Below are 13,322 nucleotides of genomic sequence, written 5' to 3' on the forward strand. Positions count from 1 at the left end.
GCGGGGCGGCACTTACTTTCTTTGCCGCGGCAAAGAAAGTAAGCAAAGAAAGCCGCTCACCCCGCCAATGCTTGACCGTTAGCCACGGGCTCTCGACATCCCCATAGTTATCACGGCCACGCGCGGGTCCATGTCCGTTGCCAGCGCACTGATTGGCGCCTCAACCGCTTCGTGCCCCCGCGTCGCAAGTCATGACGTCGACTATCCCGCGTCCCTGTGCGGCAAACATGTGTAGGCATTCGCGCCATCGGAACACCTTCGCCGCGCGACGCGCCTGGACAGTGCGAGCGCTGCCTTGCGATGCGCGACAACCGACATATGTTTGCCGCACAGGGCACTGCAACATCAGCGACGGTTAGCCGTTGTACGAGCGCTCGAAATGGGTGAGGCGTTCAATCAGAGCGTGGGCAACGGGCAAGGTCAGCACGCTGCCATGCGAAGCGCGGGGACCTTGAGAGCCCGTGGACGAAGGTCAAGAGTTGGCGGTGTGAGCGGCTTTCTTTGCTTACTTTCTTTGCCGCGGCAAAGAAAGTAAGTGCCGCCCCGCACAGGGGCAACGCCCGCGCCGCGAGGCGCTATCGCGGATGCCAGCGAAAACGGATAGCGAACCGCATCGCGGATGCCAGCGAAAACGGATAGCGAACCGCATCGCGGATGCCAGCGAATACGGCAAAGCGAACCTCAATCGCGGATGCCAGCGACAGCGGCTCAGCAAACTCAAAGCAACGTCCTCACATGCCAAAGCTCGGGAAACAAAACCACATCCAGCATCTTGCGCAGATACGGCGCGCCACTCGTCCCACCCGTGCCCTGTTTGAACCCAATAATCCTCTCAACGGTCGTCACATGCCGGAACCGCCATTGGCGAAACGCATCCTCAAGATCGACGAGTTCTTCGGCCATCTCATACAGTTCCCAATGCCGCGAAGGATTGCGATACACCTCGAGCCAGGCGGCTTCCACGGACGCATCATGCTGCGTCGGCAGCGTCCAGTCGCGCTCCAGTCGTGACGCACTGATCGCAAAGCCGCGCCGGGCAAGCATACGGATCACTTCGTCATAGAACGACGGCGCTTCGAGTGCCGCTTTCACTTCGGCATACACATCAGGATGGTGCGCGTGCGGCTTGAGCATCTGCTCGTTCTTGTTGCCGAGCATGAACTCCAGCTCGCGATACTGATACGACTGAAATCCCGACGAACTGCCGAGGAACGGCCGCATCGACGTGTATTCCGAAGGCGTCATCGTCGACAGCACATTCCACGCTTGCACGAGCTGCTCGAGAATCCGCGATACGCGCGCCAGCATCTTGAACCCAGGCGGCAATTCATCGCGATGCACGCACGCAAGCGCCGCGCGCAATTCGTACAGCGCGAGCTTCATCCACAATTCGCTCGTCTGATGCTGGATGATGAACAGCATCTCGTTGTGATCGGGCGACAGCGGATGCTGCGCGCGCAGAATCGAGCCGAGCGACAGATAATCGCCGTAACTCATCGACTTCGAGAAATCGAGCTGGGCGTTGTGCCAGCCTTCGGCTTCGTCGGCGGCCATGTGCGACGCATGCGCTTCGCGCGAAGCCGGCGTGCCGCCGTGTCCGAACGGGCAGCCTTGCGCGGGCTTCTCTTCTGTCATCTTCATGTGATCGGTCATCGTGCGCTCCTCAGGTCACGGCGCCGCGCGCGGCGAATTCAGGTGCGCGCCAGGTCTCGTGCGTGAGCACATGACGCAGATGCTCGACGGCATCCCACACATCGACATAGCGCGTGTACAACGGCGTAAAGCCAAAGCGCAACACATGCGGCTCGCGATAATCGCCGATCACACCGCGCGCGATCAGCGCCTGCATCACCGCATAGCCGTGCGGATGCTCGAAGCTCGCATGCGAGCCGCGCTGCTCGTGCTCGCGCGGCGTCACCAGCTCGAGCGGAAACTCTTTGCAGCGCGTTTCGACCAGTTCGATGAAAAGATCGGTCAGCGCGAGCGACTTCTTGCGCACGGCCTGCATGTCGGTTTGCAGAAACACGTCGAGCCCGCATTCGACGAGCGCCATCGACACCATCGGCTGTGTGCCGCACAAAAAGCGGCCGATGCCGTCGTCGGCGGCGTACGCCGGGTCCATCGCGAACGGCGCGCGATGACCCCACCAGCCGGACAGCGGCTGCTCGAAGTCGCGCTGATGGCGATGCGGCACCCACGCGAAAGCAGGCGAGCCCGGACCGCCGTTCAGATACTTGTACGTGCAGCCGACCGCGCAATCCGCGCCGACACCGTTCAGATCGACGGGCACGGCCCCCGCCGAATGCGCGAGATCCCACAGCGCGAGCGCGCCTTTCTGCTGGATCAGCTTCGTGAGCGCGGCCATGTCATGCATGTAGCCGGTGCGGTAGTTCACGTGCGTAATCATCGAGACGGCGACATCGTCGGTCATCGCGGCGGGCAGTTCGGACGGATCGTCGATGAGCCGCAGTTCATAGCCGCGATCGAGTTGCTTGATGAGTCCTTGCGCGATGTACAGGTCAGTGGGAAAGTTCGAGCGTTCCGACACGATCACGCGACGTTTCGGATCGCGCCTGTCCTGCATGCGCAGCGCCGCCGACAACACCTTGAACAGGTTGATCGAAATCGTATCGGTGACGACGACCTCGTTGTGCGCCGCGCCGATCAATGGCGCGAGCTTGTCGCCCAGCCGCCGCGGCAGCGAGAACCAGCCGGCCGTGTTCCAGCTTCGGATCAGACCTTCGCCCCATTCGGCGCCGATCACCGTCTGCGCGCGCTGCGCGGCCGCGGCGGGCGGCACGCCGAGCGAGTTGCCGTCGAGATAGATCAAGTTCGGCGCGAGCGCGAACTGGCCGCGCAACGGCGCGAGCGGGTCGGCTGCGTCGAGGGCGAGTGCTTCGTCACGTTGATTCATGATGGTTCAGGTCTACCAATCTAAAGAGAGAGTGTTCAAGCGGAATGTCGTCATGCAGGCAGCGCGCGCAGCACCGCGCGCACCGGGCTCGCGTCGAGCGTCGTCAGCTTGAGCGGCAGCGCGATCAGCTCGTAATCGCCGGGCGCAACGGCGTCGAGCACGATGCCTTCGAGAATCGCCATCCCGTGCGCTCGAATGCGCTGGTGCGCGCGCATGGTCTTCGACTCCTGCGGATCGAGCGACGGCGTGTCGATGCCGATCAGCTTCACGCCGCGTGCCGCGAGCAGATCGATCGTCTCGGGCGCGACCGCGCAGAAATCGCTGTCCCATGCGGCTGCCGGCGCTTCGCGGTAGGTGCGCAGCAGCACCCGCGGCGGCGCGCCGTCGAGCGACGCGGCAATGTGCTGCGGCATCACCAGCGGCTTTGCGCCAATGCAATGAATCACGCGGCAGCGGCCCAGATACGCATCGAGCGGCACCGCGCCGATCGCCGCGCCATCGGCGTCGTAGTGAAGCGGCGCATCAGTGTGCGCGCCCGTGTGCGGCGAGATCGTCAGCCGCGCGACGTTGACGGGCGAGCCAGCCTCCATTCGCCACACCCGCTCGATGCCGACGGGCGTGTCACCCGGCCAGACGGGCGTCGCCGTATCGACGGCGGGCGTGATGTCCCAAAGCGTGTCCATGCGTGCTGTCCCCTGCAAAGCAATGTCGTTCTGCCTCCATCTCTCGATGATAGGCGGCATCAGACGAAATGTGCTTGCTAAAAAAACTGTTTATTTCGTCGCCTTTGGAACATAATTTGAGGCAAACGGGAAAGGGAGACCGAAAATGAACGCGATCTCACTGGACGCCACCGATTGCCGTATCTTGACGGTGCTGCAGCACGAAGGACGAATCAGCAATCTCGATCTGGCGGAGCGCATCTCGCTTTCTCCGTCCGCATGTCTGCGCCGCTTGCGGCTACTGGAGGAACAGGGCGTGATCGAGCGGTATCGCGCGTGTCTGAACCGCGAAGTCCTCGGGTTCGAACTGGAAGCGTTCGTGCAGGTATCGATGCGCAACGACCAGGAAAACTGGCACGAGCGCTTCGCCGAAGCGCTGCGCGACTGGCCGGAAGTGGTCGGCGCTTTCGTCGTGACGGGCGAGACGCATTATCTGCTGCGGGTGCTCGCCCACAATCTCAAGCACTATTCGGATTTCGTGCTCGGCCGGCTGTACAAGGCGCCGGGTGTGATGGACATCCGCTCGAACATCGTCCTGCAGACGCTCAAGGAGGATTCGGGGGTGCCCGTGTCGCTGGTGACGGGGGCGAAGGTGCAGCCGCAGGGGTAGGGCGAGACCGGCAAGACAACCCCGGCGGAGCGCGGCGCGCGCTCAGCCCAGCCGCTTCAATCCATGAAAGCCGCCGTTCTGAAACACGAGCGGCTCGATCCTGTCGGCATGCGGGTGGACGCCGCAGCGCTCCACTTCGCCGACGAAAATCACATGATCGCCTTCGTCGTAGCGGCTGCGGTTATGGCATTCGAACCATGCCAGCGCACCGTCGAGGACGGGCATGCCCGAGTCGCCCGCCGCGTGCGAGACTCCTTCGAAACGGTCGCCCTTGACGGTTGCAAAGCGCTTGCACAGATCTAGTTGCGACGAAGCAAGCACATTGACGACATAATGACTGTTGGCCCGGAATACGGGCATCGACGCCGAGCGCGTCGCGAGGCTCCACAGCACGAGCGGGGGCGCGAGCGACACGGAATTGAACGAGCTGGCCGTGATGCCAATCAAGGCGCCCGACGGCGCACGCGTCGTGATGACGGTGACGCCCGTCGAGAACTGGCTGAGCGCGCGGCGAAAGGCGGCGTCGTCGAAGTTGGGCGGGTTGGCGCGCTTCATCGCGTGAGTCATTCCGGCGAACGGACCGCTTGATGAAGCGACCAGGTGGAAAAATTCGGTTTGAAGGTCATGTAGAAATTCGGCGAATTGTCCCAATTTTAACTGCAATCGCAGAGGGCCTGGCGCAGCCAGGCGGTGAGACAGCGCGGCGCGGATGGTACAGATGGTGCGTGCCGCCTGCATGAATCCCCGATATCGTGGAGTATTGCGTCGGTCGGATGCGATGAGGCATCGAGGTTCAAGTGACTGCGGCCAGCCGGCGCGTTTGCTCAACAGTCGGGCGGCGCGGCGAGCCAACTCAAGGAGCGAGCATGATTCAGTCGGTCGAGACCGCCACGCTGGGCGGCGGATGTTTCTGGTGTCTGGAGGCGGTGTATCTGGGCGTCGACGGCGTGACGTCGGTGGAGTCGGGGTACGCGGGCGGGCATGCGGTGAATCCGTCGTACGAGCAGGTGTGCGACGGCGACACCGGGCACGCGGAAGTCGTCAAGGTCGAGTTCGATCCGGCGCGCATCACCTATCGCGAGATCCTCGATATTTTCTTCGCGATCCACGATCCGACGCAGCTTAACCGCCAGGGCAACGATGTCGGCACGCAATACCGGTCCGTGATCTTCACGCACTCGGACGTTCAGCGCGAGACGGCGCTGCAGGCAATCCGCGAGATTCAGGCCGAAGGCATCTACGACGGCCAGATCGTCACGCAGGTGCTGCCGCTCGACGACAATTACTATCCCGCCGAGGCGTATCACCAAAACTACTTTGCGCAGCATCCGAACCAGGGTTATTGCGCGTTCGTAGTTGCGCCGAAGGTGGCGAAGTTCCGTCAGAAGTTCGCGCATCGGATCAAGGCGGGCGCGTGAGCGAAGGTTGATCGCGACGCTTTGATCCAGCAGCTCGCGCGGCGCAGGTCCCGAGTGGCCTGCGCCGCGTTTTCATTGCGTTTTCACCGCGTTTTCATCGCGTTTTCATCGTGCGGCCCGCACCGCGCCTTCGTCAGATGGCTCGCGCCGCCTGTTCCTTTTGCGCGTCGCGAAGCCGCTCGCACACAGCCGCGATTTCCGCCGCCAGCTTCACGCACGTCAGTGGCGCGGAACCTTCAGCCTTGTTGTTCGCGGCGATCAGCACCGGCTGGCCGGCAATCGCGTAGCGCGCGGCCAGTTCGGCGAGCGCAATGCGGGTATCCGGGTCTTCGTCGACGAGCTTGTCGAACGGCTCGTATTTCGCTTTTGCCTGTTCGTACCTGAAGCCGCCGTGCAGGCTCCAGCGCACGATCAACGGCCCCGACGGCGCTTCGTCGAGCATCGCGAGCGCGGCGGCCTGACGCGACGGGTCGGGCATGCGCGCATGAATGCCGACGCAGTAGCGCACGCCCGTCGCCTTCAACGCGCGGATCAGACGCGGCGTCAGCAGACACGCGTCGCGGATTTCGACGGCATAACAGGTGTCGCCTTCGAGCGGCGGCAGCGCCGACAAGAACTCCGTCAGCCGTTCGACGAAAATCGCGGGCTGCGCGAGCATCTGGTCGGGCAACGGCGAGAACTGGAACACGAGCGCGCCCGCCTTTGCGCCGAGTCCGTCCAGACAAGGGCGCACGAATTCGCCGATGGCCAGTTGCGCGTTCAGGAAGCAGGGATTCTCAGACACCGGCTCGCCGCGCTCCGCGCGCACCGTCGCATCGGTGACGAGCGCGGGCGCCTTCACGATGAAGCGGAAGTGATCGGGGACCTGCTGTGCGTAACGCAAATAGTCCGTGAGCGTAAGCGGCGTGTAAAACGAACGATCGATGCTCACGGTGCGCAGCAGCGGATGCGCGCCATAGGCCGTCAGTCCATTGCGCGACAGCTTGCTGTTGCTGTAGTCGTCGCCATAGACGATGCCCTTCCAGCCGGGAAACGACCATGTCGATGTGCCGAGATGTACCTGCGGCGGCAACTGGCTGGCGAGCCGAACGATATCGTCGGCAGGCGGTGCGGCGACGACGTCGCGGGCGCGGCGCCTGTTCGGCGGCGCGTCGTTTTGCGCGGGAGGAGGGGTGGCCGTTGCTGCGCGCGGCGCAGCGTCATGGCCCGTGATGGAATCGACGGGATTGCCGAACATGTCGAGTTGCACGGCGCCGTCGGGCGCTTCAGGAACCGCTTGCTCTTCCATCGATCGTTCGCAAGTGACAGGAACCACCTCCGCTTCGGATCGACGCACGCGAACGCGTCGGACCGAAGCGGCTTCAGCACGCGATTCTACAGCGCCTTCTCGTACATATAGCGGCGCGACCACGGCAGCGTAGTCGCGCTGCGCCCCGCCTTGCGGCACACCACCTGGTAGATCGACACGTCGTCGTTCTCGAACGCGTACGCGCAGCCCGCGAGGTACACGCGCCAGATGCGGAACTTCTCGTCGTCGACGAGCTTCCTCGCTTCTTGCGCCTTTGCCTCGAAGTTTTCCGTCCAGATTTCCAGCGTGTGCGCGTAGTGACGGCGCAGGCTTTCGATATCGACGGCTTCGAGTCCGCCGCGCTGCATCGATTCGAGCGCGAGGCTGATATGCGGCAGCTCGCCGTCCGGGAACACGTACCTGTCGATGAATTCGCCGCCGCCGAGCGCCGTTTCGCCGCTGTTGTAGTCCGTCGACGTGATGCCGTGATTCATCGCGATGCCGTCGTCCGTCAGCAGGTCGCGGATCTTCTGGAAGTACGCGGGCAGATTCTTGCGGCCCACGTGCTCGAACATGCCGACGCTCGTGATGCGGTCGAACTGGCCTTGAACATCGCGATAGTCCTGCAGGCGAATCTCGATCTGGCTTTCGAGCCCCGCGTCCTTCACGCGCTTTGTCGCGAGATCGAACTGGTTCTGAGACAACGTCACACCCACGCACTTCGCGCCGAACTTCTGCGCCGCGCGCAGCACGAGCGCGCCCCAGCCGCAGCCGATGTCGAGCAGACGCTGGCCCGGCTTCACCTGGATTTTCGTGAGGATGTGATCGATCTTCTTGATCTGCGCGGTGGCGAGGTCTTCGTCACCGTTCTCGAAGTACGCGCACGAGTACACCATGTTCTCGTCGAGCCACAGCTTGTAGAACTCGTTCGAGACGTCGTAGTGATACTGGATCGCCTTTTTGTCCGACGTTTTTGAGTGATTGAAATAGCGCCGCACGCGCGCCAGCTTGCTCGCGCTCGTCACCGTGCTTCGCGCCAGCGAATAGCCGATGTTGATGATGTCCGACAGCTTGCCGTCGATGTCGATCTTGCCCTTCACGTACGCCTCGCCGAGATTGTCGAGGCTCGGTTCGAGCAGGAGGGGCAGCGCCGATGCGCTGTTCACTTTCAACGTGACCTGCGGCGCGGCGAACGTGCCGAAGTCGTGTTGCTGGCCATCCCACAGCACGAGCCGCGCCGGAAGATTGGCCTTTGTCTTTACTTCTTCCACCCACTGCGCCAGCTTTTTCTCCCAGAACATGTGATTTCTCCGTGTCCAATGAATCAAAGCAAAGCCTGTCGAATCGCAGTGCGCGGCGTGTGCCGTGTCGGCGCTGCGCGTTCCAATCGAAACGGCGCACGCGATCCAGCCGTCGACGCGCGTGTCATGCGATGCCGTGCAACACACATCGCGCGTGCCGGCGTATCGATGCGTCAGGGCGACAGACGGGAGATCGTCCAGCCGGCCGCGCCTGTGCGCGTGTAAAGCATCCGGTCGTGCAGACGGGACGGTCGTCCTTGCCAGAATTCGATTGCGTCGGGAATCAGGCGATAACCGCCCCAGTGTGGCGGCCGGGGCGGATTATCTCCGTATTGTGCGCTGAATTCACGTTCGCGCGCTTCCAGAAGCGCACGGCTTTCAATCACCTTGCTCTGCTCCGACGCCCACGCGCCGATACGCGAGCCGAGCGGCCGCGATGTGAAGTACGTGTCGCTTTCTGCGTCGCTCGTTTTGACGACAGTGCCCTCGATGCGTACCTGACGCTCGAGTTCGATCCAGTAGAAGAGGAGGCTTGCGTGCGGGTTGTGCGCGAGCTCGCGGCCTTTGCGGCTTTCATAGTTGGTGAAGAAGACGAAGCCGCGCTCGTCGACTCCCTTGATCAGCACGATGCGCGCCGAAGGGCGGCAGCGTTCGTCGACCGTCGCGAGTGTCATTGTGTTCGGCTCGGGAAGCTGCGCATCGACGGCCTGCCTGAACCACTTGTCGAATTGACGGAACGGATTGGGATCGACGTCGGCGACATCCAGCGAGCCGAGCGAATAGTTTTTGCGAAGGTCGGCAAGAGTGCTCATATTTTTATGCAAGCGCTACAGTGTGGCCAGTATAGCTAAGGACGAAACTTTCTGCGTCGTGGCGGGTCGGCGGGCGCAACTGACTGACTGGCTGCGCACGGCGGGCGTCCATGGACGCGATCAGGCAAAATACGGGCTTCAAGGGCAGCGGACGCCGCGCGTTGACGGTGCTTCGTCCGCTGCCCCTGCCTGAACCCGTCGTCAAGCCACACATCATGTCCACGTCTCTCGCGACCGACCAATCCGATCTTACTACCGACCACCGGGCGCACGAAACCGCCGACCGCGCCCGCCGCTTCGCAGGCGTCGCGCGGCTTTATGGCGCACCCGCGCTCGCGGCGTTCGAGCGCGCCCATGTCGCCGTGATCGGAATTGGCGGCGTCGGCTCTTGGGCGGCGGAAGCGCTCGCGCGCACGGCGATCGGCACGATCACACTGATCGATCTCGACAACGTTGCCGAGAGCAACACGAACCGGCAGATCCACGCACTCGACGGCAACTACGGCAAGCCCAAGGTCGATGCGATGGCCGAGCGCATCAGGCTGATCGATCCGCAGTGCGACGTGCGCGTCGTCGAGGACTTCATCGAGCCGGACAACTTCGAAGCGGTGCTGGGCGACCGATTCGATTACGTGATCGATGCGATCGACAGCGTGCGCACGAAGACGGCGCTGATCGCGTGGTGCGTCGAGCACGGGCAGTCGTTGATCACGGTCGGCGGCGCGGGCGGACAGCTCGACCCGACGCGCATCCGCATCGACGATCTCGCACAGACCATTCAAGACCCGCTGCTGTCGAAAGTGCGCGGCCAGTTGCGCAAGCACCATGGCTTTGCGCGCGGGCCGAAAGCGAAGTTCAAGGTGAGCGCCGTGTATTCGGACGAGCCGCTGATCTATCCGGAAGCGGCCGTCTGCGATATCGACGAAGAGGCCGAGCACGTCACGACGTCGCCCGGTCATCATGGCCCCGTGGGCCTGAACTGCGCCGGCTTCGGATCGAGCGTGTGCGTGACGGCGAGCTTCGGCTTCGCCGCTGTGTCGCATGTGCTGCGCGCGTTGGCCAGGCAGGCGGCGGCCTGACGTCTCGCACACGTATCCCTGAACGAAAAAAACGCGGCACGTGGCCGCGTTTTTCGCATGTGGCGCGAGAACGATCAGTTCAACGACGCGCTCAGCTTGCGCCGCCACTTTGATACCAGTTCCGGCTGATGCGCGGCGAGATCGAACACGGACAGCATCGTCTTGCGGCCGATGTCCTCGCGGAACGTGCGGTCGCGCTGCACGATCGCCAGCAGGTGCTCGAGCGCCGGGTCGTACTTGCGCCGCGCGATCAGGGCGCTCGCGAGGTCGAAGCGCGCTTCGAGATCGTCGGGGTTGCTGGCGACGCGGGCTTCGAGCGCATCCGTGGGCGGCAGGTCGGCAGCGGCATCCACGGCGTCCAGACGCGTCTTGATGGCGTTGTAGCGCGCGTCGATGCCCTGCGTGGTCTTTGGCGAAAGCAGGTCGTTTTCCTTCTGCGCTTCGTCGATGCGGTTGTCTTCGAGCAGCAGTTCCATCAGATCCAGCCGTGCTTCGTCGAAACCGGGGTCGTAGGCGAGCGCGGCCTTCAGCGCGTCATAGGCATCCGCACGGCGGCCTTCGGCGATCGCGACGGCGGCTTCGGCTCGCGCGGCTTCCGCGCCGTCCGGCACGAGGCGATCGAGGAACTGCCGCAACTGGCCTTCAGGCAACACGCCGATGAACTGATCGACGGGCCGTCCATCAGCGAACGCGACGACGTGCGGAATGCTGCGCACCTGGAAATGCGCGGCCAGCTCCTGGTTTTCGTCGACATTCACCTTCACGAGGCGCCATTTGCCCTGATACTCGGCTTCGAGCTTTTCGAGCATCGGGCCGAGCGTCTTGCACGGTCCGCACCACGGCGCCCAGAAGTCGACGAGTACGGGCGCGAGCGTCGATGCGCTGATGACGTCCTTTTCGAAAGTGGCGAGAGTGGTGTCCATTGCTGTGTCTTCCTTGAATCTGTACCCCGATCAAATGGGGGCGTCTTGCGCCGTTTCAATGCGGCCTCGGCTGCGCCCCCGCCGATGCCCGCCAGTCTAACGCGGCTTGCGCTCCGGCAACGGGATCCATTCGGTTTCGCCCGGCACCTGGCCCATTTCCTGATTCGTCCAGGCGAGCTTGGCGCGCTCGATCTTCTCGCGCGAACTCGCGACGAAGTTCCATTCGATGAAGCGCTCGCCTTCGAGTTTCTCGCCGCCGAGCAGCATCACCGTCGCGCCTTTCGCGCTCGCGAGCGTGACGGTTTCGCCGGGTGTGAGCACGGCCATCTGCGCGACTTCGAGCGGTTCGCCGTCGAGCGACAGATCGCCGTCGACGAGGTACACACCACGCTCGTCATGCTCCGAATCGAGCGCGAGCGCGCTGTCCACCGAAAAATGCGCGGCAGCATACAGCGTGCCCGAGAAGGTGCGGGTGGGCGCCGTCTTGCCGAACGACGTGCCCGCGATGATGCGCAACGTCACGCCGTTGCGCTCGATTTCCGGCAGTGTCGCGCCCGGATGATGCTCGAACGACGGCTCGCTGTCCTCGTCGGCGAGCGGCAGTGCGACCCACGTCTGGATGCCGTGCACGTTCGAGCCGTTCGCGCGCTCGGGCTCGGGTGTGCGCTCCGAGTGGACGATGCCGCGGCCGGCCGTCATCCAGTTGACGTCGCCGGGAACGATCTTTTGTTCGGAACCGAGGCTGTCGCGATGCATGATCGCGCCTTCGAACAGATAGGTGACGGTGGCAAGGCCGATATGCGGATGCGGGCGCACGTCGAGGCCCGTCCCTGCGGGCAGTGTAGCGGGACCCATGTGATCGAAGAAGATGAACGGGCCGACGAGACGCGCGGCCATCGCGGGCAGCACGCGCCGCACGGCCAGATTGCCGATGTCGCGCACGTGAGGCTTGAGAACCGCTTTGATCGATGAAGACATGACGGGCTCGAATTGTTGGGGACAGGACGGGTCATTCTACTGCCCGTGACGACAGCCTGCCTGACAGGGACGCGCAGGCATACAGATTGCCCGCGTGGCATGGCAGGAGATGCGCGTGCCGACGCTCCGGTAAACTCCGCTGTTCAACAACAACGAACCCTGGAGTGCAGATGTCGCCGAAAGACCTGTTGCTGGCGCTGGTGGTCGTCCTCGCGTGGGGCGTCAACTTCGTGGTGATCAAGGTCGGCCTGCATGGCGTGCCGCCGATGCTGCTCGGCGCGTTGCGCTTCACGCTGGCGGCGATCCCCGCGGTATTTTTCGTCAAGCGGCCGCAGGTGCCCTGGCGCTGGCTCATCGCTTACGGCGCGACGATCTCGCTCGGCCAGTTCGCATTCCTGTTCTCGGCGATGTATGTCGGCATGCCGGCCGGGCTCGCGTCACTCGTGCTGCAGGCGCAGGCTTTTTTCACGCTTGGCTTTGCCGCGCTGTTCCTGCATGAGCGCTTTCGCGCGCAGAACGTGCTCGGTCTCGTGATCGCAGCGATCGGCCTTGTCGTCATCGGCATGCAGGGGGGCCACGCGATGACGCTCGCCGGCTTCCTGCTGACGCTGTGCGCCGCCGTGATGTGGGCGTGCGGCAACATCGTCACGAAGAAAGTCGGCAAGGTCGATCTGGTCGGCCTCGTCGTGTGGGGGAGCCTGATTCCGCCCGTGCCGTTCTTCGTGCTGTCCTGTCTGCTCGAAGGGCCGCAGACTATCGGGGCCGCGCTGATGGGCATTGGCGCGTCGTCCGTATTCGCGATCGTTTATCTCGCGATTGTCGCGACGCTGCTCGGCTATGGGCTGTGGAGCCGGCTGCTGTCGCGCTATCCGGCGGGCCAGGTCGCGCCGTTCTCGCTGCTCGTGCCGATCGTCGGGCTTGCGTCGGCATCGCTGATGCTCGGCGAGTCGTTGTCCGCCGCGCAGATCGGCGGCGCGGCTCTGGTGATGGCGGGACTGGCCGTCAATGTGTTCGGCGGGTGGGTTGTGAGGAGGTTGGCGTTGGCGCGGTGAACCGCGATGTAGTTCGCTTTTGGTCTTGCGGTTTGTTTTTGCCGCTATCGCTGGCATCCGCGATTGCGGTTTGTTTTGCCGCTGTCGCTGGCATCCGCGATGCGGTTTGTTTTGCCGCTGTCGCTGGCATCCGCGATGCGGTCTGTTATGCCGCTGTCGCTGGCATCCGCGATGCGCCTCGCGGCGCGGGCGTTGCCCCTGTGCGGGGCGGCACCTACTTTCTTT

General features: G+C 63.6%; 14 protein-coding genes. 4 read left to right on the forward strand and 10 right to left on the reverse strand.

Annotation, left to right across the window (positions count from 1 at the left end; genetic code table 11):
* Positions 1-717 precede the first annotated feature (717 nt).
* The 3 genes from kynA to kynB are packed head-to-tail and all read right to left on the reverse strand — an operon-like array spanning position 718 to position 3,597.
* Complete coding sequence (gene kynA / locus J8I87_RS41700; RefSeq protein ID WP_209938359.1) at positions 718-1,653, reverse strand: tryptophan 2,3-dioxygenase; 936 nt, start codon at positions 1,651-1,653, stop codon at positions 718-720.
* Positions 1,654-1,663: 10 nt separating this feature from the next.
* Positions 1,664-2,914, reverse strand: coding sequence for a kynureninase (gene kynU, locus J8I87_RS41705; RefSeq protein WP_209938361.1), 1,251 nt, complete (start codon positions 2,912-2,914; stop codon positions 1,664-1,666).
* A gap of 50 nt (positions 2,915-2,964) precedes the next feature.
* Positions 2,965-3,597, reverse strand: coding sequence for an arylformamidase (gene kynB / locus J8I87_RS41710; RefSeq protein WP_209938363.1), 633 nt, complete (start codon positions 3,595-3,597; stop codon positions 2,965-2,967).
* Between the two features lie 145 nt (positions 3,598-3,742).
* Between kynB and J8I87_RS41715 the strand changes: the two genes are divergently transcribed.
* Complete coding sequence (locus J8I87_RS41715; RefSeq protein ID WP_209938365.1) at positions 3,743-4,246, forward strand: Lrp/AsnC family transcriptional regulator; 504 nt, start codon at positions 3,743-3,745, stop codon at positions 4,244-4,246.
* Positions 4,247-4,288: 42 nt separating this feature from the next.
* Here the strand turns inward: J8I87_RS41715 and J8I87_RS41720 are convergent, their stop codons facing one another.
* Complete coding sequence (locus J8I87_RS41720) at positions 4,289-4,801, reverse strand: flavin reductase family protein (RefSeq protein ID WP_209938367.1); 513 nt, start codon at positions 4,799-4,801, stop codon at positions 4,289-4,291.
* 311 nt (positions 4,802-5,112) lie between these two features.
* Between J8I87_RS41720 and msrA the strand changes: the two genes are divergently transcribed.
* Positions 5,113-5,664 (forward strand): peptide-methionine (S)-S-oxide reductase MsrA, encoded by a 552-nt coding sequence (msrA, locus tag J8I87_RS41725; RefSeq protein WP_209938369.1) that lies wholly within the window; start codon positions 5,113-5,115, stop codon positions 5,662-5,664.
* Between the two features lie 133 nt (positions 5,665-5,797).
* On the opposite strand, the gene J8I87_RS41730 is transcribed toward msrA, so the two are convergent.
* The 3 genes from J8I87_RS41730 to pdxH all read right to left on the reverse strand — a co-directional run bounded on the left by J8I87_RS41730 (position 5,798) and on the right by pdxH (position 9,065).
* On the reverse strand, positions 5,798-6,952 hold the full coding sequence (locus J8I87_RS41730; protein WP_209938370.1) for a DUF72 domain-containing protein: 1,155 nt from the start codon (positions 6,950-6,952) through the stop codon (positions 5,798-5,800).
* An 86-nt stretch (positions 6,953-7,038) separates the two neighbouring features.
* Positions 7,039-8,253 carry an SAM-dependent methyltransferase gene (locus tag J8I87_RS41735; protein ID WP_209938371.1) on the reverse strand — a complete coding sequence of 405 codons (1,215 nt, stop codon included), beginning with the start codon at positions 8,251-8,253 and terminating at the stop codon, positions 7,039-7,041.
* A 173-nt stretch (positions 8,254-8,426) separates the two neighbouring features.
* Positions 8,427-9,065, reverse strand: a complete 639-nt coding sequence (pdxH, locus tag J8I87_RS41740) for a pyridoxamine 5'-phosphate oxidase (RefSeq protein WP_209938372.1) — start codon at positions 9,063-9,065, stop codon at positions 8,427-8,429.
* Positions 9,066-9,280: 215 nt separating this feature from the next.
* Here pdxH and tcdA point away from each other — a divergent pair, with 215 nt between their 5' ends.
* Positions 9,281-10,144 (forward strand): tRNA cyclic N6-threonylcarbamoyladenosine(37) synthase TcdA, encoded by an 864-nt coding sequence (tcdA, locus tag J8I87_RS41745; protein ID WP_209938377.1) that lies wholly within the window; start codon positions 9,281-9,283, stop codon positions 10,142-10,144.
* 74 nt (positions 10,145-10,218) lie between these two features.
* On the opposite strand, the gene trxA is transcribed toward tcdA, so the two are convergent.
* The gene (trxA, locus tag J8I87_RS41750) at positions 10,219-11,067 is read right to left on the reverse strand and encodes a thioredoxin (RefSeq protein WP_209938373.1); all 849 of its coding nucleotides are present in this window, start codon (positions 11,065-11,067) and stop codon (positions 10,219-10,221) included.
* Between the two features lie 96 nt (positions 11,068-11,163).
* Positions 11,164-12,045, reverse strand: coding sequence for a pirin family protein (locus J8I87_RS41755; RefSeq protein ID WP_209938374.1), 882 nt, complete (start codon positions 12,043-12,045; stop codon positions 11,164-11,166).
* Between the two features lie 170 nt (positions 12,046-12,215).
* Here J8I87_RS41755 and J8I87_RS41760 point away from each other — a divergent pair, with 170 nt between their 5' ends.
* Entirely contained in the window at positions 12,216-13,097 is an 882-nt protein-coding gene (locus J8I87_RS41760; RefSeq protein WP_209938375.1) for an EamA family transporter, read from the forward strand.
* Positions 13,098-13,141: 44 nt separating this feature from the next.
* Here J8I87_RS41760 and J8I87_RS41765 read toward each other — a convergent pair.
* A partial coding sequence (locus J8I87_RS41765) for a hypothetical protein (protein WP_209938376.1) occupies positions 13,142-13,322 on the reverse strand: 181 nt, incomplete at its 5' end.

It is taken from the genome of Paraburkholderia sp. LEh10 (assembly GCF_017814945.1).
Taxonomy (GTDB): Bacteria; Pseudomonadota; Gammaproteobacteria; order Burkholderiales; family Burkholderiaceae; genus Paraburkholderia.

What these genes read in the sequence shown, in the direction of transcription:
- kynA (WP_209938359.1), bottom strand. Translation starts at nt 1,653, where the DNA reads ATGACCGATCACATGAAGATGACAGAAGAGAAGCCCGCGCAAGGCTGC.
- J8I87_RS41715 (WP_209938365.1), top strand. Translation starts at nt 3,743, where the DNA reads ATGAACGCGATCTCACTGGACGCCACCGATTGCCGTATCTTGACGGTG.
- J8I87_RS41730 (WP_209938370.1), bottom strand. Translation starts at nt 6,952, where the DNA reads ATGGAAGAGCAAGCGGTTCCTGAAGCGCCCGACGGCGCCGTGCAACTC.
- kynU (WP_209938361.1), bottom strand. Translation starts at nt 2,914, where the DNA reads ATGAATCAACGTGACGAAGCACTCGCCCTCGACGCAGCCGACCCGCTC.
- trxA (WP_209938373.1), bottom strand. Translation starts at nt 11,067, where the DNA reads ATGGACACCACTCTCGCCACTTTCGAAAAGGACGTCATCAGCGCATCG.
- tcdA (WP_209938377.1), top strand. Translation starts at nt 9,281, where the DNA reads ATGTCCACGTCTCTCGCGACCGACCAATCCGATCTTACTACCGACCAC.
- J8I87_RS41720 (WP_209938367.1), bottom strand. Translation starts at nt 4,801, where the DNA reads ATGAAGCGCGCCAACCCGCCCAACTTCGACGACGCCGCCTTTCGCCGC.
- pdxH (WP_209938372.1), bottom strand. Translation starts at nt 9,065, where the DNA reads ATGAGCACTCTTGCCGACCTTCGCAAAAACTATTCGCTCGGCTCGCTG.
- J8I87_RS41760 (WP_209938375.1), top strand. Translation starts at nt 12,216, where the DNA reads ATGTCGCCGAAAGACCTGTTGCTGGCGCTGGTGGTCGTCCTCGCGTGG.
- kynB (WP_209938363.1), bottom strand. Translation starts at nt 3,597, where the DNA reads ATGGACACGCTTTGGGACATCACGCCCGCCGTCGATACGGCGACGCCC.
- msrA (WP_209938369.1), top strand. Translation starts at nt 5,113, where the DNA reads ATGATTCAGTCGGTCGAGACCGCCACGCTGGGCGGCGGATGTTTCTGG.
- J8I87_RS41735 (WP_209938371.1), bottom strand. Translation starts at nt 8,253, where the DNA reads ATGTTCTGGGAGAAAAAGCTGGCGCAGTGGGTGGAAGAAGTAAAGACA.
- J8I87_RS41755 (WP_209938374.1), bottom strand. Translation starts at nt 12,045, where the DNA reads ATGTCTTCATCGATCAAAGCGGTTCTCAAGCCTCACGTGCGCGACATC.